Genomic DNA, 24,270 nt, shown 5'->3' with positions numbered 1-24,270 from the left:
TTCTACTTTACAAAAGGGATTCTCAACCTATTCGCCTGTTGCATTGAAAGAGCTGTTCAATAGCCAAAAGGTAAACCATATACTGCCATACAATGGCATGGACAATAATGAAACTAAGATTATACCAGTTTCTTTTTCTTCCTGTAGTTTTCACGAAACTCTTTGGGTGAACATTCTTTCTTCTTCTTGAAAATCCGATTGAAATTAGAAAGATTATTAAACCCGCATTCATAACAGATTTCAGCAATAGACATAGTAGAATCAACCAGCAGGCGGGCAGCAAACCCCAAACGAATATCAATGATATAGTCCGAAAGATTTTTACCGGTACGCAATTTAAAGAAGCGACTGAAAGATACCGGAGTCATTCCTACCATATCGGCCAGCTGATTCAGGCGGATCTCTTCCTGATAATGGGCATTAATATATTCCTGCACCTTCTGTACGCGACGACTATCCGAATGAATGCCGATTTTAGCAAAAGAAGAACTTGACAACGTACGAGCCTCTTCGTTGAAAAGTGACAGTTCGTAAAGGATAGTCAGGAATTTGATAACAGCATAAAACCCCTGTTTCTCGGATGCCAAGGTATCGAGCAGAGGATAGATTTTAAGGATGGCCGACATCGGAAAACAAAGACCTTTCTGAGCTTTCTCAAGCATATCACGAATGGAATCGAACTGATTCTTATTGATAAAGCTTTTAAAAAAGAGATCGGAGGAAAACTGGATCGTTATTTCACGGATCTCTTTTGAATGGCAATCGTGCTGCTCCCATACATGTTCCAGGTCTTTTCCAGTAATCAGAACCAAATCATAATCACTGATCACTTCTGCCGAATCGCCGACAATGCGACGCACTCCGGCGGCTTTCTCCGTAAAGTTCAGCTCAAACTCGGCATGGTTGTGAATGGGATAGGTAAACTCCGTTTTATACCGTTCGGCAATATAAAAACAATCCTTGTCAGACAACGGAGTGATCTCCCGGATAATGTTGCTTTGTAGTGCATTCATAGCTAATATAGTATTATTAGCTACAAATATAATACACTTTTTTAATTTCTTCTACTCCACTCCCTAAAATCTTCTCCCGTAGGATTCTGGAATACACGTAATCCGAATTCCGGAATAATGGCAAGCAGATGATCGAATACATCGGCCTGGATTCCTTCGTAAGGTACCCACTCTTTCACAGCAGAAAAAAAGTAAAGTTCGACCGGAATACCTTGTTCGGTGGGCTGAAGATAGCGTACCATGCAAGTGAGATTTTTATTCACGTCGGGAAGACTTTTCAGGTAGTTCGTCAAATAGGCGCGAAACACACCAAGATTGGTCTGGCGTCGCCCATTGACCAAAATAGAGTTGTCTATGTGATGTTCTTTATTATACTCTTTCACCACCTTCTCGGTCTGCTCCACATAATCGGTCAACAATTGGATTTTCTTATATTTAGCCAGCATTTCGGGGGTACAGAATCTGACACTGTTCATATCGATATTGATAGAACGTTTCACACGCCGCCCACCGGACTCCTGCATACCCCGCCAATTCTGAAAAGAATCACTGACCAGCAGATAGGGAGGAATGGTAGTGATGGTATTGTCCCAATTGCGCACCTTCACTGTATTGAGCGTCACTTCAATCACCGTACCGTCGGCTCCGTATTTGGGCATAGCAATCCAGTCACCTACTTTCAGCATATTATTTGCAGAAAGTTGGATGCCGGACACAAATCCCATGATACTGTCTTTAAACACCAACATCAGGATGGCAGCCGAAGCACCAAGCCCGGTGAGCAGCACCATCGGAGATTTATCTATCAATACACTGATAACAACAATTCCTCCAATGAAAAATAGTATCACTTGTGCTGTTTGCAACAAACCTTTCAATGGTCGATCACGAAACTGCTCTCGCTCACTGTATACATGATAAACAGCCGATAAAAATGCGCTGATAAAACGTAGAAAAACCGCAATGATATAAATCATGCAGATACGACGAATAAAATCGAGGGCACTTACATTTGGAATTGCCAAAGGAATCAACACATAAATAATGATGGGGGGGACAAGATGACTGAGATAAATCAGTACTTTACGATCGAATACAATATCATCCCAGGTTGCCTTGGTCTTTTTCACTAATTTAGCAACCACTTTCAAAAGGATATGACGGCAAATAAGGTCAGCTAAAAAGGCAACACCGATAATCAGTATCAGTGTTATAATAGGACCTACTTCATTGCTGTTAAATCCCCAGGAAACGAATAGGTTATTTATCTTTTCGGTTATTTGTTCCATATAAAAACTCTTTAATATCTTCTTTCAACCATTGATAGAGGTATAAATCTTTGTATGCACTGTTTTTGCGGAGCATTACTTCCACATTCACCTGACTGTTCTGATAACAAGTCAGTTCGTTATGAAATTGTTCATTGTGTTCTGCCAACTTCTTGATTTCCTGTTCACGCTCGCGCCTTAAAGCCGTACAGACGGGAGTCAGCACTTTCATCACTACATTATCCATAATATGATGCCCTTGAACAAACAAATAAGTAGTATCAGGAAGTACTCCGAGCCTTTCAAGTTCGGCCGATAATCTGTCAATCTCTTCGAGCCCCTGCGGAAAGCGTGTAGACAATTCGGACAACTTAGCTGTAACCGAACGTCTCACCACTTCCAGAGAACGTTCCGGATGTCTCAGGCTAACATCGTGCAAGCGAACACAGCCATTAAACTCACTCATGGAAAACGTATAAGTATCATGGCGGCGATAAAACCAGACAGACCATAGGAAAAGCGGATAAACGATCCGGGAGTATCGCTTCATAAACTCGTTGAAATCAATGAGGTGACGGTCATTCAAAGTTGCCTGTACACAAACCTCATGCAAGCTGTCGGCGTAACAATGATAGTTCTCAATGGCATAGGCATAGGTCTGAAAAATATATTTGTTACGGTTAATCTTACGCGAGGTGGAGGTAGCTCCCTGCAACAGAAAGTCATAGTCACTATCTACGCAAGCAATCAGGCTTTTCCCGAGCTCAGCGGTATTGAGAGTATTCATCAACACCATCTTCTTGCCTTTGGCCAACGATGTAGCGGAAGGAAGCATCACTTGAAAATAATGTTCTTCGTCCTCAAACTCTTCAAGCAGGGTACGCCAGAAAGCTACATCATCATAACTCTCAACATAAGCAACGATTCGGCGGCGTGCCTTTTTAGAGTACAGCTTATGGGCTGCACTGAAGTAGGAAGAGGTCAGATTATCTTTAAGACTAATTGCCATAGGTCGTGTTTTGGTTAAATGCTATTTATAACTGGTTGCAATATCACTGACTTCGGTTACTGCATCGAGCCATCCCTCCATGATGACTGCAGGCGAATGAGTGGTAAGTATAATCTGTACATTCGGATTCAGTTCACGGATCATCGCAATCAATCTTTGCTGCCATTCGATGTGCAATGAAGCTTCGGGTTCGTCCATAAACAAAACGCAATGGGCATTGTCCTGTACAAGTACGGTAAGCAGGATCACCAACATCTGTTTCTCACCGGAAGAGAGCTTATAAGGAAACAGAAGTTCACCATCCTGATAAAAAGCAATATCATTACGTTTACGGTCTATTTTTTTACGGGTATAGCTGAACAGTTCATCGACCATGTCTTGAAAACGGCGCTTGGCTACTGAAAGAGTAGCTGCTTTGCCGCGCTCTTCCTCGTTATTACTACTCAGCAGATCGATCATCTTATTGCCGATATTGACCTGGTAGTCAAGGTAGCGGCGCTGTAACAGGTAAAGTTGCCAGTCGAGCTCGGATTTCACATTTTTATCTGCCATACGGGCTGTGAAGTCTCCCATAATAAGCGGACGATCGTAACTGCGGATCACGTCATACGGAATGTAAGTAGCTTCCGGATTATCAAAAAAGACACGTACCCCGTTTTTTTCATCGCTCTTTACTTCGCCTGATAACTGTTCAAGATAACCGACCGATCGATTCAGGATAGTAGTTTTTCCTACTCCATTGATACCGGATAGTATATTGACATCCGGACGAAGATCCCAGACTATGTTGAACCGGTCCCATAATCCGTTTATTTCAATTCGTTTGATATAATTGGCTGATAGTTCCATAAATGGTTGCATTTAAATTAAACAAATATAGAAAATTCAAACGATAAATTAGTTACTTTTGCATCAGTTTTCAATAAAGGTAACATTCGGTATGGAGATTGATAAGAATCTGAAAGGACATGCACTGGCATTTACGGCCAACGTGATGTGGGGATTAATGTCCCCTATCGGCAAATCGGCATTGACAGAGCTCTCGGCACTTTCGGTAACCACCTTTCGCATGGTAGGGGCGGCAGCAGCTTTCTGGATACTTTCCGCTTTCTGTAAACAAGAGCAGGTAGGGCACCGTGACATGCTGAAAATTTTCTTCGCTTCTCTGTTCGCCCTTGTTTTCAATCAGGGAATATTTATATTCGGCCTGTCTCTCACTTCTCCGATAGACGCATCTATCGTAACAACGACTTCACCTATCATCACCATGATTGTGGCAGCTATCTATCTGAAAGAACCGGTTACAAACAAAAAGGTATTGGGAATTTTCATTGGAGCAATGGGAGCATTGATCTTGATTTTAAGCAGTCAGGCGACAAACGCAGGAGGAGGAAGCATCTGGGGAGACTTACTTTGTATGATCGCCCAACTCAGCTTCTCTATCTACCTGACCGTATTCAAAGGATTATCCCAACGCTATTCGGCCATCACAATCAATAAGTGGATGTTTATTTATGCATCTATATGCTATATTCCTTTTTCTTACCAGGATATAGCGGGCATCGAGTGGAACAGCATTTCGACCGCTGCCATTTATCAGGTACTTTATGTGGTACTATGCGGAAGCTTCATTGCTTACATCTGCATTATGACTGCACAAAAACTGATGCGCCCTACAGTAGTAAGTATGTATAACTATGTGCAACCCATTGTTGCTTCCATAGCGGCAATCTTAATGGGAATCGGAAGCTTCGGCTGGGAAAAAGGAGTTGCGATTGCATTGGTATTTCTTGGAGTCTACTTTGTGACTCAAAGTAAATCGAAGGCAGATTTGGAAGGTGTGTCATAACTCACCACAGATTACACAGATTTACACAAAATGATTTTAATCTACTGACAACCAATAATAATTATCTGTGTAATCTGTGGTGAATACGAATTTTGACACCTCTTCATCGTTATTTCAGATCTTCGAAATAAGTATCGAGTAAGCTCTTGGCAGCAACAAAAGAGGTGAGATTTCCCTTGAGCACCTGTTGCTCCTTTTCTTGTAACATCGATTCAATCTTGGCATTGTGATAAAAGCTGTCACGTAACTGTTCATTGATGCTCTCATACATCCAGTATTTGCTTTGTTCGTTACGACGATATTCAAAATAGCCATTACCTTTCACAAAATCGATGTACTCGTACACCATATCCCATATTTCCTTTACTCCAAGATTATAGAATCCCGAATAAGTAAGTACACGCGGTGTCCATCCGGAATCCGGAGCCGGGAAAAGATGTAAAGCGTTACGGAATTGCGCAGCCGCCAACTTGGCTTTGTCAATGTTATTGCCATCAGCTTTATTTATCACAATGCCGTCAGCCATCTCCATAATCCCTCTTTTGATACCCTGTAGTTCATCTCCCGTACCGGCCAACTGAATCAACAGGAAAAAATCGACCATTGAATGAACTGCCGTCTCACTTTGTCCCACTCCTACCGTCTCCACAAAGATCTTATCGAACCCTGCAGCTTCACATAGAATAATCGTTTCACGAGTCTTACGGGCCACTCCTCCCAACGAACCGGCAGAGGGACTGGGACGTATAAATGATTTAGGATGTACAGAAAGCTGCTCCATACGGGTTTTATCACCCAAAATACTTCCTTTGCTGCGTTCACTACTCGGATCAATAGCTAAAACAGCTAACTTACCTCCTTTTTCAAGAACGTGTAATCCAAAGACATCAATCGAAGTACTTTTACCGGCTCCCGGCACACCACTGATGCCTACACGAATCGAATTACCGGAATAAGGCAGACATCTTTCAATGACCTCCTGTGCGGTAGCCTGATGTTCGGGACGCACACTTTCCACTAAAGTTACAGCCTGGCTCAGAATCGTCACATCCCCTTTGACAATGCCCTCCACAAACTCATTAACCGACAACTGGCGTTTTTTTACTTTTCGCTTCAGATAGGGATTTACAGATGACGGTTGTTCAATGCCTGCATTCACAACCAAACCTTTATATACTTCGTTATTTTCAGGATGTTCCATGGCAGATATTAATTATGTGATTCGTTACTCGTAGCTTTTACATCGATCTCCACTTTCGGCTGTACCGGATCATTGGTGATCATCAGAATTCGCAAGTGTCTCTTCTTCTTTCCAAGATTCTTTTTCAAGACAGTCACTCTCAGGCGGGTACTTTCGCCCGGCTGCAGTATAGTTTTCTTCAAAGCAACACCTACCGCAGGATTGAATACTTGCAGTTTACTGATCTGCAAAGGAGACTTACCTGTGTTAGTGATAACAATGTCATGTCGGGCTTTGTTTTTCTTAACCAAAACCCGGCTTAAATCAATCTTGGATTCGGACAGACGAATAGCAGGAGCTAAAGCTTTATCTTGCTCGGTCATTCCTGAAAAGTCCGGAAGAAGTATTGCTGACACGGGGATTTCATTTTCCTCACTCACTTTATCACCGGCAAAGCGAGCCAGATAAACAGAAGACTGAGTCAAACCTAAATCCATCAGTTGTTTGGTATCAAGTGTCAGGGTAATGGTTCCTTTCTTACCTTTCAAAAGGACGGTAGGATTAGTTTCCATTTTCAGATAAGGCGGAAGGTGCATCAATACAGGTTCGTATGGACGATCGGAAAGATTGACTACCCCCAACGTAATGACCGGTTTTTCTCCGCTGTGTACATCAGGAAAATCTATATCTGTACGGTCAATCCGGATTTGTCCGATTGCATAGGGATGGGTTTTAGTAAAATCCTTGATCTCCTGAACCACCTCTCCATCGAAGTTCAAATAAACCAAACCAGGCTGCGCATTGCTGTAAATGCCGATCGATTTATTGAAATGCCCCAACGCTTTTGCATCAAACGTAGCACCAACCGTTCCTTTTTCTCCGGGAGCAATCGGAGTTTTCGTCCAGTTAGCAACCGAACAGGCACAAGAGGTAGTAACATTAGTCAGTACCAAAGGTTTATCACCAGTATTGGTAATAGTATACTCTACAGAAACCGGACGCTTCCATTCAATCTGTCCGAAATGATGGGTCTCCTTATTAGAAGAGATACGAGGTTGAGCTACAGCCGATAAAGTAATAGTAAGTAAAGTAAATATGAAGAGTAAACTACGTTTCATTCGTTCCTATTTTATTATTGTTAGTTGTTTAAAGTACAAAAATAGGAGTTTTCGTCGAGAATCTGCCACTGATTACATATTTTTAAGCACAGGACATAGTGGCTTTACTCAAAAAAACAGGGGCTGCGTCAAAACTCACCACAGAGGACACAGAGTAACACAGAGACAATTTTAGGTTGTTGATTATCAATAAAAAGACTCTGTGATACTCTGTGTTACTCCGTGGTGAAAAAAATTTCGACACACCCTCCTGAAAATATTTAATTTTATTTATTGAGATACGTTACAGCGAAACGAAGCTGAGTGGGCTGCATATTCGGGTGCATATGCACTCTGAATAGTAGCAATTCCTGTTTCGTAACTTCCTGCACGATCGACACGGTAACTATACTCTAAAACATAAGTTCCTTTATTCAAGGTATCGAAAAAGAAATCAGTTGAAGCATCTTTTACTGCTACATAACAACCGACATCACCAACATTGCGATATCCGGACAGGACTTCAATCGGTTCGAGACAGGCAGCCCGCTGGTCTTTCAACTGTATAAAATCCATCGTACGGTCAAGACGGACAGTCAGACGGACTACCACTTTATCACCAACCTTTAACTGAGTTTTACCAATAATCGGTTGCAACTGACGATTGTTATGAGCAATCGTTTCCACATATAATTTCTTATCTACATCCAGACCGCTCCCTTGGCGAACTACTTTATCAAGACTCTCTTCGAACTGTGCATATACTGCTCCCCAGGCAATACCCGGATCTCGTTTTTCAACAATAATCTCAGCGGCATCTACGGTCTTTCTGTCCGTAAAAGTCCTCCGAACATAGCCCAATCCCGGAACAATCGTTTTGGCAGGACTTACCGTTTCCAACACTTCATTGCCAAGAACAATACGGACATCTCCTTGATTATCCAGTAAATTAGTTCCATTGTAAAGCAGAGCATAAACAGCATCTGCAGTAGCTACCGGAGAATCCCATTGCTGGGTCTGTTTCTGCTTTAAAAGCCACATTTTCATTTCTTCAACAACCTGTGCATCCTCTCCCACTCGTTCAAAAGCTTCCATTACATCCACATGGGCAGGTACTTTCAGGTTATTCCAAGTATATGGACTGTCGGCTGTATCAAAAAACATTCCCTGGTCATCTGTCCGAGTGAGATACTCTTTAAGAGATGCCATAAACTCCTGAGCCTCTTTCACCTTGCCTACTTTCTGCAAGATAATGGCCGACCAAGCTTTTTCGGTTACAGACTGCTGAGACAATGACGGAGCTACTCTCGAAAGGAAATAGGTATATGCTTCTTTCATGGATGCCGGCACTTTTTCGTCAGAAATAGCAATCAGATAGAGATACTTTAATGCACTTCGTGAAATTCCTTGTGATTTACTGCCGTTTTTTTCGGCTTCACGAATAGAACGATATTCCTGTAAGGCCTCTTTATGAAGATAGTTGAAAGCCGACCGTTGCATATTCAAGGCTGCGCCTTCCAATGGTTTTCCTGTAAGCAGGGCTATACGTGCATTCTGCTCCACAATAAAATCGGTAACAAAAAGACTACCGTCCATTCCTTTATACCAACTCCACGAACCATCAGGTAATTGGAGTTCCTGTAGTTTCAGTAAGGCTGCTGCATTATTATTACGGATATTATTCAAATCGAATAGAGTGGCAATGCGTTCTTTTTGTTCGCTTTCCGAGGTAGCTTCCATCACCCAGGGAGATTCGGAAAGAAGGATATTCTTCACTTCCTGATTCTTTTGCAAATTACTCAGGAAAGTTTCTTTGGTGCCTCCCCCGAGTTTCCAACTGTCAAAAATAGCTCGAATACGTGGTTGGGCATTCATTATGTAAGAGGCCATTGTGTTGGCATACCAGGAAGTAGCCCATGAAATGGCATCATCATTTCTGGGTTGCGACAACGCTGGCAATGCTTGTACGGCATACCAAGCCGGATTGGAAGTAAACTCAACGGTTAAACGCCGGTTGGTTGCAGTCTTGCTATGATGATTGAAAAGGTCTGCTAAAGAGAAAGTACGCGTTTGTTCACCACGGACAGGCATAGGCAAGGTCTCTGTCAGATTCTCTTTATTGCTGAGAACCGGAAGCAGGTGTTGTTCACCATCGCTGAAATTGCCTCCTTCGGCTATCATCCGGCATCCCAGAACTTCATATTTATCAGTAACCGTAAACAGGAAATCCACCCCGACAGTCTGTCCGGGCCCGGCATTAAATTTCTTTTGCTGGGTAGATATCACCTGATCCGTCATAGGATTGAAAAGCACAAGTTTCACTGTACCCGACATGCTTTTACCTGTGAGATTGCTGACAGAAGCAGCGATGGAAGTATGGTCTCCCACCCGGACAAACCGCGGCAGATTTGGGGTAAGCATAAACTCTTTACTGGTAACAGCAGTAGCATTTATCTGACCCGTCATCATATTCTGTGTGTGGGCATAACCACGGAAATTCCAGGTCGTAAGGCTTTGCGGCATACGGAAAGAGAAGCTGACCTCACCCTGAGCATTGGTATGAAGTTGCGGATAGAAAAAAGCTGTTTCAGCAAAGTTGGTACGTAACTCTATATCTGCAGCCCCATTCACAGCCGGATGGTCTGCCTGATTTACAGCCCCCGCATCTTGTGAAACAGAAATCAACTCGGATTCAAAAAGAACATCGTCTGCGACCTCGCTTTTCATTTGTTGTTTCATAGCTCCCATTCCACGCATACGAGCATAGCGGGTAACCGGAGCGGCGTCATTGGTTATCGACAACACCTCGGCAACAGCATATCCGACAGGAGGTAATACAAAATGATCGTAACTGAACGAAGGTACTTTCAAACTACGCTGACGGAAACCAAAATAGAAATAGTTCGAATCTGCATAGTCCCTCCTCCAATGGGAAACAGGAACGGAAAGATGATAATATAGCTGCAGAGACTGGTCAGCTTTCCAGATTTTATCCAGTGAAGCATCGTACATGGTAGCCAACATCTCGGCCAAAACCGGTGATCCTTGTGGATTCCGGATCGTCAGCTTCCATTCCTCTTCCTGTCCGGGACGTAATTTGTCACGGAATACATCCCAGCGTATATTCAAAGTATAATCGGGCAAACGCTTTGTCAGACTTACTTCCTGTTCGTAAACTATTCCTTTACGAACAAATGCAAAAGTAATGCCCAAACCATTTCCATAAGCCTCCCGATAAGGGTACTCAAAACGGACAAGCGAATCGGACAAATGAAGAAGTTTGCTCTCCAGATGCTTGTTACCACTGAATACATCCATAAGTACATAAGCATCCTTTTCGGAAGTTCCAAAGTAGAATAGTGCAGGATGTTCTGCATCAAACCGGGTATTTACCTCATAATACCATAAAGGCATGGACACCGGTGGACGTTTATCATTCAAAGCGAAAAGGATCACAACCTTTTCCGTTTCTGATTTACGTCCCTGGGCATCCGTCACAGAAGCTACAAGTTTATAAGCACCGGAAGGTAGTGTTTTCCAGTCGGACAATAACGTCTCTTCATTGGATCTGAACGAACCTGAAAGGATTGCCTGAGCAGAAACCTTCTGATCTTTCACAGCTTTGGATTCCTCATAACCTGAAATAGAGAACAATTGGTAACTGCCTTCGACGGCAACCGGTTTACGTTCCAGATTATTTACCTGAAAAGTAGCTTTTATGGAATCGTCTTTACAGATAAGTCCGTTTATATCGGCAAATAGCAGCAAGGAAGTCTTTCCGGCCCGCAGGCTGATTTCCGAAGTCTGCGTTTCGCCCGCAACATTCGTGACCGAGACCTGTACTTTATAGTCATAATAGGAAGAAGTGTCATCACCATCGTCAAGGTCGGAGCCTGAAGTATCGGGTTTCAGGTCAACAGGGAGCTCAAAATTTCCATCTGCCCCCAGACGCACGGTGTCAGAAGCCAATATGACGGGATTCACTCCCCACATCCGCCAGGAACAAAGGGAACGGGTTATGGTATAAGTAACCGGAATATCCTGTAAAGGCACACCGCTGAAAGTCTTGACATTCCCTTTCAATTCGACACGGTCCCCTAAACGATAACTTTCAGTCACCGGCTCAAATGTAATGTCAAATGTAGGACGTTTATAATCTTCCACCCTAATGGTACGGAAACCGTTTTGAGTATTCAGGCTGAAAATGCCGTTCAAACAAACGGATGGTAATACGAATTCAGCAGTAAAAGAACCGAAATCACCGGTACGCAGCTTCTTTATACCCACTTCCTGCCCATTGGCATCTGTAAGTGTCAGTGTATATTCTCGCCCGGCAAGCACATGGGCAGAATCCGGGTATTGTTCATAGGCAATTCCTTTCACATAGACAGTCTGTCCCGGACGGTAAAGAGAACGATCGGTAAGCAAAGTTACGGCAGAAACCGGCTTTGTATCATCTGTAAAGTTATAATTCCCACCCCATAAATAGATTTGCGGCATAGCCGTATCGGCTCCTTTAGCAGCCGTCAGGTATCTGTACTCTCCTGATGAAGCAAACTGTGCTTTCCCTTCAGCATTAGTGGTAGCGGTCAGAAGCTGTTTGTTCTGTCGGTCGAAGACTGAAAGCAGAACCCCCTCTATAGGCTTCCCACTCATATCATCGAGTACAGCTACCTCACTTAGCTTGGAAGGCAAAGAGCGGGTCAGCACTTTGAAGCGGGTGGAAGACAGAAACTTCGCAGAATTAGAACGAACCTCAGCATCCGGAACAATACGGAGGGCATAGAGGCCTGTTTCAGGAGCTTTCATATGAAATATAGAGTCTTGCATTTTATAGTCACCAGACGGGAAAAGGACATAATGCACCGACGAAAGCAAGCGCCCATATTTCTTTAAGAATGTTTCATCAGGTACTTCCACTGCATTGGGGCGAACCGGCAAATTGATCGCATACAACTGAACTGCGAAACTCTTCAGATTCTTAAAACTGACTTTCAAGTCGAATTCCTCACCGGGATAAACCGCTGACGGGGTCTGCACTGTAAAATCCGGGCTCAGGATATCCTGCTTCAGCTCTCTCAAGGCATTAATACGGTGATAAGCCGGATAGCGGGAAATAGCCTCATCACACAATTGCAATCCGGAAGCAGGTACACCGGCATTCACCGCCTCCTGGGCCTTAAGTAAATAAACCTCGGCACAAATGTCACGTGACTGGTTCTCAGCAATCAGTTTATTCAATGCTGCCAGATAAGGATCTTGCGTCAGCCCGATTCTACCTTCGGGAGCATGATAAGGACGAAAACCGGGATCGGTGCGCCTTTTCCACTGCAGATAATCCAAGTTAGTAAGCAACAGAGCGTCCGGATTATCGGTCCGGCGATATGAATCCATCATGTGTCGATAAATCCCTTCGATACGTGCATTTATCAGAGAATCACTGCCCAACCCGGATAAACTCTCTAATGAAGCAATGGCACGGGAAGCTAAAAGATGATACATATCATGATGATAATAATCACTTGTTACCCCCAGCTCGACAAAAGGAATGTAACTTCGGGATGAAGTATCGAGCAGTAACAAGGAATCCTGAAACGTTACGGCTGTTTCTGACATCACTTTCGTTACAAACTGATTTTTACTCCACTCCCGAATATCATTTGAGGGAGTCACTTCCTCCAAATCTGTACGGCGGTTTAGTTTCCAACGATTTTGAGAAGCATAATCGGCATACATACTGCCGATAAGCGAATGCAGAACCGCACGGTCCAGTGGCTTATCTGTAGTTTTCACCCACTGCTCTAATCCGTTCAACGACACATAGAAACTATCCGGAGTGATCTCTTCCCTGAATCTCATCTGCCAGACATAGGCTTTCAGCATTTGAGGAGAGTTCTTCTCAATTTCAGCTTTCTTATAAATTTCACCGGTCAACCGGACGATAGTCTCGGGCAGGCTTTTCTGTTGGGCCTGCTCCACTTGCTTCCATAACTTATCGTATGATTGGGCATGTGTCCATGACATCATTCCCATAGAAAGTAACACGATAATACAAATTAGTCTAATCTTCATATCTTAAAAGTTTAAGTATCAATACATAATTAACAAAGTAACAAAATAAAGTTTAAAGATTTGTTCTTTTTCTTATAAAAAAAGAGAACAGATCGGGCATATTTCCATAACCAGCATGAGCAAAATTAAGGTCTTTTAACACAAAACTGAAAACGACAAGACTTTTTCAGTTAACTTTGTAATCGCAACCATTAATCTAATCACAAACCAACACACAACATCTTATGAAAAACAGACATTACTTGAAGTATATGCTGGCGATTACCGCATTATTATTCAATGGAGAAGCAATCTACTCACAAACCCATCCGATAGAAAGTTATCTGAAAGCGGCAGGAGACCATGCAACCATTTATAATGGTGAAATAGAATTTACGTACAGTCTTGCTCAATACGAAAATCTCCCTTATTTTCAAAGTGACGAATTTACTTCCGGAGAGATCATCTTCAGAGGTAACCGGTATCCGGGTCTGGCCCTTCACCTGGATTTATACAAAGACCAACTTTCGGCTCTGAATCCCGGTAGCCGTCATAGCATTATTATTAATAACGAAGGAATCGAACAGGTAAAACTACACAATGCTACATTCATCTACTTCCGTCCAACGCCAAATACAAATCTGGACAAAGGATTTTACGAATTACTGCACAATGGAAAAGAATTGAGACTATTGGCACGCAAAAAATATTATATTGCTCATATCAGTGCGGAAAAAATAATAAAAACCGGCAAACACCAGACTGAATATTTCACGTACAAAGCAAAATATTATCTGGAGTACAACGGAGTATATTATTCCGTCAGTAACAAAAAGACGTTTGCCAGGATCTTTCCGGAACAGCGTAAACTGATAAACCGCTATGTACGAAAACAGAAGCTAAACTTCCGTCATGATACTGACGCCTCACTGACAGCCCTTACAAACTATTGTGAAGAATTGATAGCCCCCAAACAGACACGATGAAAAAGAATATATACCTATGGATGCTGCCCCTGTTATTCTGGTGGCCGCAACAAGCAGTGGCACAACAGCCGCTCTCACTTCCTGCCGACAGTATAACCATTGATACCCTACTGGAATCAATGGAGAAAAATACATCCTACAGAATTTATACTACCATTGACACCTCCTTCAAGGTATTGGTAAGAGGAAAGACTACGCCTTTACAGCAGTTGAAAGAAGCACTGGCACCGACACCCTATAAACTATCGGTATATGGGAACATTTTATTCGTGCTGAAAGAACAGGAGCTTATCACACTATTGCCTCCCACACTGACAGGCGAACCGGAAAAAGATGAAGGTTACTATGGGGATGTATATACTTATCTGAGAGACGAACCGGAAAAAGCATCTTCAGAAAACAAAGTATATAATGTAGGAGATGTACGGATCAAACAACGCCCCCGGAAAGCAACACTCAAAGGGCAAGTGACTAACTTTAAAACCGGTGAGCCCATGATCGGTATCAATCTGATTTTAAAGGACCCATGGATAGCGACAACAACAGACGCAAAGGGTAACTTTACCCTTGAGCTTCCTACCGGACATAAGCAATTGGACATAAAAGGACTGAATGTAAAAGATACGCGACGTCAAATCATGCTTTTCAGTGACGGAACACTCAATATAGAACTGGAAGAGAGTGCACATATGCTGGACGAAGTAACCATTACTTCCGGACGCATACAGAATGTAAAGAGCACACAGCTGGGAGCTGAGACTTTGCGCCCTACACAGCTGAAAAATATCCCAATGGCTTTGGGGGAAGTGGACATTCTGAAGATGGTACAAGCCTTGCCGGGAGTAAAAACAGTAGGTGAAGCTTCAAGCGGATTCAACGTACGTGGCGGAGCTACCGACCAAAACCTGATTTTACTTAATGACGGAACCATTTATAACCCCAACCACTTATTTGGCTTCTTCGCCGCTTTCAATTCGGACATGGTGAAAGAGGCCGAAATATATAAAAGCAGCATCCCCGCACAATATGGCGGACGTATCTCGTCTATTCTGGATATCACCGGCAAAGAGGCCAATAAAGAAAAGTTCACAGGTTCGGCGGGTATCGGACTGGTGACAAGCAAACTGAATCTGGAGATTCCGGTCATCAAAGACAGGACATCTGTCTTACTAAGCGGACGTACTACATATTCCGACTGGATTATGAAACAGCTTCCGGAAAAAAGCGGTTACAAAGACGGCACCGCCGGTTTTTATGACCTGGGCGCCATTGTGGCACATAAGTTCAACGATAAACACAGCCTTAATATTTACGGATATTATAGCCATGACCGCTTTGCTTTCAACTCAAACGAAAAATACGGTTACAACAACCTTAATGCCTCAGCACGATGGAGGGCTGTATTTAACGAGAGACTGGTGGGATATTTCTCGGCCGGATACGATCACTACGACTACAATGACCGGGAAACAGTCAATGCCTCAAGCGCATATAAGCTATCGTTTGACATTAATCAATATTTCGTTAAGGCAGACTTTACAAACAAACTGACCGGCAATAATACATTAAACTTTGGTTTTAAATCAATGCTGTACAATATCAATTCGGGAACTTACGAACCTGAAGGAAGTGAATCACTGGTGAAAAAGGATGCTTTGCAAAAAGATAAAGCCCTGGAAACGGCGTTCTATTTGGGTGATGAATGGGAAATCACTCCCAAACTGTCAGTCAACGCAGGAATCCGCTATTCGCTATTCAATGCGTTAGGCCCACGTTCGTATTATAAATATGAACCGGGTACACTCCCGCACGAATCGACTATAACAGATACTATCACTGCCGGAGCAGGAAAAGTGATGAAAACCTATCACGGACCCGAATTCCGGCTATCCGCACGATACTCCTTCACGGATGATTTTTCAATTAAAGCAGGATTTAATTCGATGCGGCAATATATACATAAACTGTCGAATACTGTCATCATGTCGCCAACCGACACATGGAAACTGAGTGATGTCAACATTAAACCCCAAAAAGGTTGGCAAGCCGCGGCAGGACTTTACCTGAATTCTCCGAACGGTATCTGGGAATACTCAGTGGAAGGTTATTATAAGCGGATGTCCGATTATCTGGACTATCGCGGAGGAGCCAAACTGCTAATGAACCACCATATTGAAACTGATGTTATCAACACGCAAGGACACGCCTACGGTGTGGAACTGCAGGTAAAAAAACAGGTTGGAAAACTGAACGGTTGGATGAGTTATACCTATTCGCGTACTTTCTTGAGACAGAATGACAAACGGATCGAAAAACCTGTAAACAACGGTGACTGGTATCCTACGGAATATGATAAGCCTCATGATTTCAAGTTTGTAGGTAACTATAAATTTACGCACCGCTACAGTATGTCGATCAATGTGGACTACAGCACAGGACGTCCGACAACCATTCCTGCCGGACAATATTATGATGAGTCGACACAATCGATGCGGGCTTATTACACGGAACGAAACTCATACCGTATACCGGACTACTTTCGTACAGACATCTCTTTCAATATAGAGCCCAGCCATCACCTGACGCTACTAACGCATAGTTCTATTTCTATCGGCATATACAACGTCACCGGAAGAAAAAATGTTTATTCCGTTTATTATGTGTCGGAAGAAGGTCAGATAAAGGGGTACCAGATGTCTATCTTCGGAGTGCCGATTCCTTTCATTACATATAACATAAAATTCTAACACCATGTTGAAATCAAAATATATTATCTATCTATTGCTACTCTGCCTGACAGGTTGTGTCTCCGAATTTAACGCACAACTTCCCACTTCCGACGAAGAACTGTTGGTAGTGACCGGCGACATCATTGCCAATACGGAAGTCGTATTTTCATTAAGTAAAAGTGTCCCACTGTCCGAAGAATCCCCGGAAAACTATCGAGACATTGAGGCCAAAATCATTGTAACCGGCAGTGACGGCTATCGGAGTAATCCCGGTAAGGCTATCGGAGAAGGCAAATATCAAATCAGCATCGGGGAATTACAGAACAACGTATCTTATGGAGTAGAAATAGAATATAATGGAGAGATTTATATCTCTTCTCCCTCCGAACCGATGGAAACTCCTGAAATAGACAGTGTTTCATGGATACAGCCCGTAAAAGAACAGCCACTGACCATCCGGGTATCTACACATGGTGATCCCGGAAAAGCCCAATATTACATGTGGAATTACAAAGAAGACTGGGAGATTAGAGCTAATTACATGACAACTTGTTACTTCGATCCGGAAACAAACCGCATTTACGAGGACAGCAGTTACCCTACCTTCTATTGCTGGAAAAAAGAATTATCCAGAAATATATTGATCAGTTCAACCCAATCACTGAAAGAGAACCGGATCATAAACAATAAGCTGTTTGAAGCACCGGTAAAAGGAGATAGATTTACAGTGTTATACAGTGTACTGGTACAACAACGGACACTGAGTAAAGCAGGGTATGAATATTATCTGAATGTACAACAGCAAAATGAAGACATGGGAGGAATCTTTACTCCACAACCTTCCGAAGTTCAGGGAAATCTCAGTTGTACCACTCAGCCTGAGCGAAGAGCCATCGGCTATGTCGGGGTTTACAAAAACATAGTCGAAAAGAGAATCTATATTCGCCCCAATGACATAGAACGTCCTCCCCGATACACTGATTGCGAGGAACTGACGGACGATGATCTGAACGAAATGGGCTACAACACCTATCTGACAAGGTATCTGGCTGGCTATCGTCCTGTCGGAACAGGTACACACATCGATAACTGGACGCTGCAAAGATGCACAGAATGTGAATATAACGGAGGAAACAAAAACAAACCTTCGTTCTGGCCCAATGATCACCAATAACTTAAAAAGAAAGGAGACAATCATGAAACGAATCTTCACACTATATTTCTTTGCATTGTTTTGTCTGATTTCACAGGCACAGGAAGAACTATACGAACGGGTGTATGTACATACGGACAAAACGTGTTATCTGGCCGGCGAAGAAGTTTGGATCAAGTTTTATACCACTGACACCCACTTCCAACCATCTTTTTTCAGCAAAGTGGGATACGTAGAAATATCAAATGCCGAACGCCCACAGGCCCAGTTAAAATTAGCACTTGACAATGGTAGCGGTTCGGGAAAAATAAAGATTCCGGCTGATGCTCCCTCAGGTATTTACGAGTTAAGCGGATATACCCAATATATGAGAAATGAAGGGGAAAAAATCTTTTTTCGAAAGCAGATTGCCATAATCAACACTTTCCGAATTGCGGAATCTGACCCGATAACATTAGCCGATTCTACGGAAACATACCCGAAAGAAGTACCGGCTATGAACGGAAACATTCGTATAAACACTTCCCGGCCGTCGTATAGTATACGCCAACCTGTAGAATTGACCATCAATGGCCTGCCCGAAGAAGTATCCGACCTTATCGTTTCGGTAAGCCGTAATGATTCACTGGTCATACTTCCACATCACGAAGAATCTGTCTGGAGACAGCAAGTTACCAGTACGCCCGGCACATTCTCCGGTCAATGGGTACCGGAATATGAAGGACATATCATCCGCGGACAAATACAAACTCCCGAAGGAGAAACACTGAAACAGATACAGAATAAACATGTGTCAGCAGACATCGCTTTTGTAGGTAAAGATATCCGGTATGTACAAGGACAAGTAGACGTTGAAGGGAATGCACGATTCTACACAAGCAATATATTTGGAATCAATGACATAGTGGCTGCCGCATGGGGAGCTAATGGAGAATCTTACCAAATGAATATTTTATCGCCTTTCTGTGAGAATCTGCCGAAAAATCTCCCCCTACTTAAACTCTATCGAAATAAAAAACGATTATTGGAAAGAAGCATAGGCATACAGCTACAACAAGTTGTCATGCTCGATTCTCTTGACCATGGTATCCCTCTGCAATCTTGTTACGGGCTCCAACCTTATCTGAACTACAATCTGGATGAATACACAAGATTCAGCACGATGACAGAAACCTTTGTAGAATTTGTACGTAGCGTGATAATACGCAAAGTGAATGGTAAACGCAGGCTAAAAGTACTCAAAGAGGAAGAAAAAAGATTCAATGTCGGAAATACATTAGTGTTATTGGATGGTGTTCCTATTCACGATCACGAAGATATTCTGAAGTATAACCCCAAATTGGTGAAAAAAATCGATATCTATAACAGCCGCTATGCTTTTAGCGGTGAAACATTCGAATGTATGATTTCCCTGACCACGCAAAAAGGAAACCTGCCTTCCATACAGTTAAGTGACGACTCGCAACTGACAGTATATGAATGTCCTCAATTGCCCGTTGCATTCAGCATGCCCGAGTACAAAAACGAAGTTGACAGAAAATCACGCAAACCGGATTTCCGGCATACATTATACTGGAACCCCTCCGTAAAAACAGAAAAGGGAAAAGCTACCACACTCCTTTTTTACACATCCGACCTTGAAGGAGAATTTAAAGTAGTGGTGGAAGGCTTTACGCACCAAGGAAAAGCAATCCGAGGTGAAACGAGTTTTCGTGTAGGAGAATGACCCTCGCAGTCCAATGGGTGAAGTAACTCCCCAATAAAAAAAGTGGGGAACACTTTTTATTTAGTGTATCCCCACTTCATCATTTCATTTCTGCCGGCTTCTCTTAAACATCTTTCCAGCAGATGCATTACTACTTTTTTCATTGCTTCAAATACTAATAATAATTACCTTAATTAATAAACACACATCGAAAACCTAAAGGGGAGAATGCTTAAAGCGTTACATATCCCCAGATGTTAGGATTGGCATTTGCCAAATTCTTTAATAAACTTCTTACAATCTTCATAATCTTTTTACCTAAAAAAACTGTTACCTAAAAACTATGTTATCCTAATTCTTATGTTTTACAGCACAAAAATAAAGCCTAAATAGATACGTTGTACTCAAAAAGGGAAGAAAAATATGTTTTAAAACATATTTCTTGATATATATCAAGAAAATCGGTTTCTATTGGCAATCATATGACAAAACCGGACATAAATAAAGTCAGAAAGGCAGGTTGCCATTGACAATTCTGCATTTGGATGACAAGTCATCATGAAACAGGAAAACAAAAAGAGATCCTTAAAAAAGAAGAGAGGCAAACGCTTGTAACGCTTGCCCCTCATTCGTATATTCGCTGATGAACCTTTATTTAATCGGTGTCTGTTCTAACGTAGCAACCAGAAAATCATAGAATTTCTGCACAGTCGGAATCAAGGCTCTTTCATCAGGAGAGTGCGGTGAACGCAGTGTAGGGCCAAATGAAATCATATCCAGTCCAGGAATAATAGCCCCAATGATACCGCATTCCAACCCGGCATGAATAACTTTCACTTCCGGCTCTGTACCAAACTGCTTTTTATAAGATTCTTTCATTGCATGCAGAATCGGAGAATCGATGTCGGGTTGCCATCCGGAATATCCTCCCGTCATCTCCACTTTCATACCCGCCATAGAAAAGCAACATTCAAGGCTGGTAGTCAGACATTCTTTCATGCTGTCGCTGGAACTACGTGCCAGAATCTTGAAAGAAGCTTTTCCACCACCAATATTAATGATTGCCAGATTTGAAGAGGTTTCTACTGTATCGGGAATTGTAGGAATCATTCGCATCACACCATTCTGACAAGCAAAAATAGCATCGATCAGATTATCCTGAATCTCTTCAGGTACTTCTCCTGCAGGCAGTTCTACCCGCTCGGCAGTGAAGCTGATAGGAGTTTCGATTGCTTTATACTCTTCATTGAAAATATCTTCGCAATACTTCACTAAACCCAATAGTTCTTCTTCATTTTCAGCGGGGATAGTTACTACCGCATGGGCTTCACGGGGAATGGCATTCCGCATATTTCCACCTTCCCAAGTTGCCAGGCGAGCTTCATAACTTGCTACAGCTTCACGCACAAAACGTACCAGTAATTTGTTGGCATTGGCACGTCCCTGATTGATTTCCAGTCCGGAATGACCGCCACGAAGACCTTTCAAACTTACCTTAATGGCAATATCACCACCTTCCGGAGCCACTTCCTTATACTCAAGAAATGTGGTAACGTCCATACCACCGGCACAGCCGATGTAAAGTTCACCTTCGTCTTCAGAATCGAGATTAAGCAGTATTTCTCCATTCACAGTACCCGGTTTCAGACCAAAAGCACCAAACATACCTGTTTCTTCATCCTTTGTAATCAAAGCTTCCAACGGTCCGTGTTTCAGATTCTGATCTTCAAGAACAGCCATGATAGCAGCTACTCCCAAACCATTATCGGCTCCAAGTGTAGTACCTTTAGCTTTCACCCATTCACCATCTATATAAGTTTCAATCGGATCTTTCTCAAAATCGTGAACAGTATCATTGTTTTTCTGTGGTACCATATCCATATGTGCCTGAAGGATTACTCCTTTTCTATTTTCCATCCCCGGAGTGGCAGGTTTACGGATAATCACATTGCCGGCTTCATCTACAAAGGTTTCCAAGCCGAGACCTTTACCGAAATTTACCAGAAACCCGGTAATTTTTTCCATATGTCCCGACGGACGCGGAATCTGCGTCAAAGAATAGAAGTGCTTCCATACATTTTGTGGAGCTAAATCAAGAATTGTGCTCATAAATGAATTATTTATAGGTTTTAAATCAATTTCTAAAGGTCAAAGCTACTAAAAAGAATGGAAAAGAAAGAATTACCGGAAGAAATTCAAATAAAAAAAGTTCAAAAACCGGATTTACAGATTAAATATGTATAGCAATAACACACATATTGTTTTAAGTTAGCAAAGCGCATTTCCTGAAACACAATTGTTATCAGCAAATATTATTTTCGTCGGAGGAAGGAAATAGCCGCCAACCCGTAAATGCCTAATAAAACGACCAATAAGGTTTGAATGCCATGAACGATCAATGCAAATATTCCGGCATCTGTCGCATTTACCCCATAAAGCATCATCATGGTGATCACTGCAAAATGCCACGGACCGGCCCCATTCGGAGTAGGAACAATTACGGCAAATGTTCCTCCGACAAACATGACCAATGCAGCAAGAAGTCCCAGATGTGCCGTAAAAGCAAAACAATAGAAAGTGAAATAAAAATGGAGAAAATAGCTGAGCCAAATCAAAAAGCTATAAAGCAGGAAAAGCGGAAGATTTTTCACATTCCGCAGTGACATAATGCCTTCACAAACATTCAGTACAACTCCTTTCACTTTCTCGAAAAAAGAAAGGGTACGAATCAAATAATAAAATAGCACAACAACTCCTATTCCACAAAACAGAATGATATAGAACCAAACAGACGTAAGTAAATGCATCAATGAAGGAATCTTCGTACCGGTTTGTTCAAGAAAGGTGACAAATACAGGCATTTGCAACAAAACCGTGACACCGGTAATCAAAAGAATAGTCAGTGTATCTACCAAACGTTCGGTTACCACAGTACCTAAAGATTTAGCAAAGGAAACATCATCGTATTTTGCAAGTATCCCACACCGGCTCACTTCTCCTACCCGCGGCACCACCAAACTGGCTGCATACGAAATGAAAATGGCATTGACGCAATCACTTCTTCGGGGAAACGCTCCCAAAGGTTCCAGCGTCTGACGCCAACGCCAACCACGAAACACTTGTGCCGATATGCCGAAAAGAAGTGAAAAAGCCATCCACCACCAGTTTGTGCCGTGTTGCAAAACCTCCGCGGCTTTTACAAAATCGAAGTCACGATAGACCCAATATAAGATAAAGCCTCCCAAAACCAATGGTAAGATAAGTTTCAGTGTCTTTTTTATTAGTTTCTTCATCCCTAATTCTTTATTCTTCATTTAAAAGAATTACCTTTGTCTGCTGCAAAAGTAGTTATTTAGTTGATAAATGAAATTAGTAAAGCCTAAAAAGTTTCTCGGACAACACTTCCTGAAAGACCTGAAAGTGGCACAGGACATTGCCGATACAGTAGATACATTCCCCGAACTGCCGATTCTGGAAGTTGGGCCGGGAATGGGTGTGCTCACTCAGTTCCTTGTCAAAAAAGAACGGTTGGTAAAAGTGGTGGAGGTCGATTATGAATCGGTAGCCTATCTGCGAGAAGCCTATCCGTCACTGGAAGACAACATCATCGAGGATGACTTCCTGAAAATGAACCTGCAACGTTTATTTGGCGGACATCCGTTCGCATTAACCGGAAACTATCCTTATAATATATCCAGCCAGATATTTTTCAAAATGTTGGATAACAAAGACCTGATTCCTTGCTGTACAGGAATGATCCAAAAGGAAGTAGCCGAACGCATTGCGGCCGGGCCGGGCAGTAAAACATATGGCATTCTCAGCGTTCTGATACAAGCCTGGTATCGGGTAGAGTATCTTTTCACTGTAAGCGAACATGTGTTCAACCCACCTCCAAAAGTGAAGAGTGCAGTCATACGAATGACACGTAACGAGGTACAAGACCTTGGTTGTGATCCGAAGCTATTCAAACAGGTAGTGAAAACTACTTTCAACCAGCGTCGAAAGACATTACGAAACTCCATCAAACCGATCTTGGGTAAAGATTGCCCGTTGACAGAAGACGCTCTATTCAACAAACGCCCTGAACAACTCTCGGTACAGGAGTTTATAGACCTGACAAACCGGGTGGAACAAGCGCTGAAGTCCCCGATAGAAGCAACTTCTCAAAAAGAAATTCCCAATGGGGAAGCCGGATTATCGGACTGAACAAACGTAGTATACTAAACGTGA

At 42.6% G+C, this 24,270-nt stretch carries 15 protein-coding genes; 6 read left to right on the top strand and 9 right to left on the bottom strand.

Annotated elements, in window-relative coordinates; translation table 11 throughout:
* Positions 1-119: 119 nt before the first annotated feature.
* From ISX59_RS12330 to ISX59_RS12315, 4 genes are read right to left on the bottom strand one after another with little or no spacing between them, the layout of a single operon-like run.
* Positions 120-1,013 carry an AraC family transcriptional regulator gene (locus ISX59_RS12330; protein WP_005775503.1) on the bottom strand — a complete coding sequence of 298 codons (894 nt, stop codon included), beginning with the start codon at positions 1,011-1,013 and terminating at the stop codon, positions 120-122.
* A gap of 41 nt (positions 1,014-1,054) precedes the next feature.
* Entirely contained in the window at positions 1,055-2,302 is a 1,248-nt protein-coding gene (locus tag ISX59_RS12325; RefSeq protein ID WP_032531459.1) for a mechanosensitive ion channel family protein, read from the bottom strand.
* Positions 2,274-3,290, bottom strand: a complete 1,017-nt coding sequence (locus ISX59_RS12320; protein ID WP_005810390.1) for a DUF4435 domain-containing protein — start codon at positions 3,288-3,290, stop codon at positions 2,274-2,276. The genes ISX59_RS12325 and ISX59_RS12320 overlap by 29 nt, the downstream gene beginning before the upstream one ends.
* Positions 3,291-3,311: 21 nt before the next feature.
* Positions 3,312-4,139: an AAA family ATPase gene (locus ISX59_RS12315; RefSeq protein ID WP_005810392.1), complete on the bottom strand. Its 828-nt coding sequence runs from the start codon at positions 4,137-4,139 to the stop codon at positions 3,312-3,314.
* A 91-nt stretch (positions 4,140-4,230) separates the two neighbouring features.
* Between ISX59_RS12315 and ISX59_RS12310 the strand changes: the two genes are divergently transcribed.
* Entirely contained in the window at positions 4,231-5,139 is a 909-nt protein-coding gene (locus tag ISX59_RS12310; protein ID WP_220575943.1) for a DMT family transporter, read from the top strand.
* Positions 5,140-5,248: 109 nt separating this feature from the next.
* Here the strand turns inward: ISX59_RS12310 and meaB are convergent, their stop codons facing one another.
* The 3 genes from meaB to ISX59_RS12295 form a co-directional block, all read right to left on the bottom strand.
* Positions 5,249-6,340: a methylmalonyl Co-A mutase-associated GTPase MeaB gene (meaB, locus tag ISX59_RS12305; RefSeq protein WP_220575942.1), complete on the bottom strand. Its 1,092-nt coding sequence runs from the start codon at positions 6,338-6,340 to the stop codon at positions 5,249-5,251.
* An 8-nt stretch (positions 6,341-6,348) separates the two neighbouring features.
* Positions 6,349-7,437, bottom strand: coding sequence for a DUF1573 domain-containing protein (locus ISX59_RS12300; protein WP_032539572.1), 1,089 nt, complete (start codon positions 7,435-7,437; stop codon positions 6,349-6,351).
* A 270-nt stretch (positions 7,438-7,707) separates the two neighbouring features.
* On the bottom strand, positions 7,708-13,488 hold the full coding sequence (locus ISX59_RS12295) for an alpha-2-macroglobulin family protein (RefSeq protein WP_220575941.1): 5,781 nt from the start codon (positions 13,486-13,488) through the stop codon (positions 7,708-7,710).
* 224 nt (positions 13,489-13,712) lie between these two features.
* Between ISX59_RS12295 and ISX59_RS12290 the strand changes: the two genes are divergently transcribed.
* From ISX59_RS12290 to ISX59_RS12275, 4 genes are read left to right on the top strand one after another with little or no spacing between them, the layout of a single operon-like run.
* Positions 13,713-14,453: a hypothetical protein gene (locus ISX59_RS12290; RefSeq protein ID WP_005818350.1), complete on the top strand. Its 741-nt coding sequence runs from the start codon at positions 13,713-13,715 to the stop codon at positions 14,451-14,453.
* Complete coding sequence (locus ISX59_RS12285; RefSeq protein ID WP_032539574.1) at positions 14,450-17,200, top strand: TonB-dependent receptor domain-containing protein; 2,751 nt, start codon at positions 14,450-14,452, stop codon at positions 17,198-17,200. Before ISX59_RS12290 ends, ISX59_RS12285 begins: the two co-directional genes overlap by 4 nt.
* 4 nt (positions 17,201-17,204) lie before the next feature.
* Entirely contained in the window at positions 17,205-18,356 is a 1,152-nt protein-coding gene (locus tag ISX59_RS12280; RefSeq protein WP_032539575.1) for a DUF4249 domain-containing protein, read from the top strand.
* Positions 18,357-18,378: 22 nt separating this feature from the next.
* The gene (locus tag ISX59_RS12275) at positions 18,379-20,061 is read left to right on the top strand and encodes a hypothetical protein (RefSeq protein ID WP_032539624.1); all 1,683 of its coding nucleotides are present in this window, start codon (positions 18,379-18,381) and stop codon (positions 20,059-20,061) included.
* Between the two features lie 630 nt (positions 20,062-20,691).
* Here the strand turns inward: ISX59_RS12275 and ISX59_RS12270 are convergent.
* Both ISX59_RS12270 and ISX59_RS12265 read right to left on the bottom strand, forming a co-directional pair.
* Positions 20,692-22,149, bottom strand: coding sequence for an aminoacyl-histidine dipeptidase (locus ISX59_RS12270; protein WP_220575940.1), 1,458 nt, complete (start codon positions 22,147-22,149; stop codon positions 20,692-20,694).
* Positions 22,150-22,352: 203 nt separating this feature from the next.
* Positions 22,353-23,354 (bottom strand): lysylphosphatidylglycerol synthase transmembrane domain-containing protein, encoded by a 1,002-nt coding sequence (locus tag ISX59_RS12265; protein WP_005818341.1) that lies wholly within the window; start codon positions 23,352-23,354, stop codon positions 22,353-22,355.
* Positions 23,355-23,403: 49 nt separating this feature from the next.
* Here ISX59_RS12265 and rsmA point away from each other — a divergent pair, with 49 nt between their 5' ends.
* The gene (gene rsmA / locus ISX59_RS12260) at positions 23,404-24,246 is read left to right on the top strand and encodes a 16S rRNA (adenine(1518)-N(6)/adenine(1519)-N(6))-dimethyltransferase RsmA (protein ID WP_022012224.1); all 843 of its coding nucleotides are present in this window, start codon (positions 23,404-23,406) and stop codon (positions 24,244-24,246) included.
* Positions 24,247-24,270: the final 24 nt, after the last annotated feature.

Origin of the sequence: Bacteroides sp. FSHCM14E1, assembly GCF_019633785.1 — a bacterium.
GTDB lineage: Bacteria > Bacteroidota > Bacteroidia > Bacteroidales > Bacteroidaceae > Bacteroides > Bacteroides hominis.
The sequence above is the reverse complement of the archived record's forward strand: the minus strand, read 5'-3'. Positions and strand labels throughout refer to the sequence as shown.

Excerpts from the sequence above, each read along its gene's own strand:
- ISX59_RS12330 (WP_005775503.1), bottom strand. The coding sequence starts at position 1,013 with ATGAATGCACTACAAAGCAACATTATCCGGGAGATCACTCCGTTGTCT.
- ISX59_RS12325 (WP_032531459.1), bottom strand. The coding sequence starts at position 2,302 with ATGGAACAAATAACCGAAAAGATAAATAACCTATTCGTTTCCTGGGGA.
- ISX59_RS12320 (WP_005810390.1), bottom strand. The coding sequence starts at position 3,290 with ATGGCAATTAGTCTTAAAGATAATCTGACCTCTTCCTACTTCAGTGCA.
- ISX59_RS12315 (WP_005810392.1), bottom strand. The coding sequence starts at position 4,139 with ATGGAACTATCAGCCAATTATATCAAACGAATTGAAATAAACGGATTA.
- ISX59_RS12310 (WP_220575943.1), top strand. The coding sequence starts at position 4,231 with ATGGAGATTGATAAGAATCTGAAAGGACATGCACTGGCATTTACGGCC.
- meaB (WP_220575942.1), bottom strand. The coding sequence starts at position 6,340 with ATGGAACATCCTGAAAATAACGAAGTATATAAAGGTTTGGTTGTGAAT.
- ISX59_RS12300 (WP_032539572.1), bottom strand. The coding sequence starts at position 7,437 with ATGAAACGTAGTTTACTCTTCATATTTACTTTACTTACTATTACTTTA.
- ISX59_RS12295 (WP_220575941.1), bottom strand. The coding sequence starts at position 13,488 with ATGAAGATTAGACTAATTTGTATTATCGTGTTACTTTCTATGGGAATG.
- ISX59_RS12290 (WP_005818350.1), top strand. The coding sequence starts at position 13,713 with ATGAAAAACAGACATTACTTGAAGTATATGCTGGCGATTACCGCATTA.
- ISX59_RS12285 (WP_032539574.1), top strand. The coding sequence starts at position 14,450 with ATGAAAAAGAATATATACCTATGGATGCTGCCCCTGTTATTCTGGTGG.
- ISX59_RS12280 (WP_032539575.1), top strand. The coding sequence starts at position 17,205 with ATGTTGAAATCAAAATATATTATCTATCTATTGCTACTCTGCCTGACA.
- ISX59_RS12275 (WP_032539624.1), top strand. The coding sequence starts at position 18,379 with ATGAAACGAATCTTCACACTATATTTCTTTGCATTGTTTTGTCTGATT.
- ISX59_RS12270 (WP_220575940.1), bottom strand. The coding sequence starts at position 22,149 with ATGAGCACAATTCTTGATTTAGCTCCACAAAATGTATGGAAGCACTTC.
- ISX59_RS12265 (WP_005818341.1), bottom strand. The coding sequence starts at position 23,354 with ATGAAGAATAAAGAATTAGGGATGAAGAAACTAATAAAAAAGACACTG.
- rsmA (WP_022012224.1), top strand. The coding sequence starts at position 23,404 with ATGAAATTAGTAAAGCCTAAAAAGTTTCTCGGACAACACTTCCTGAAA.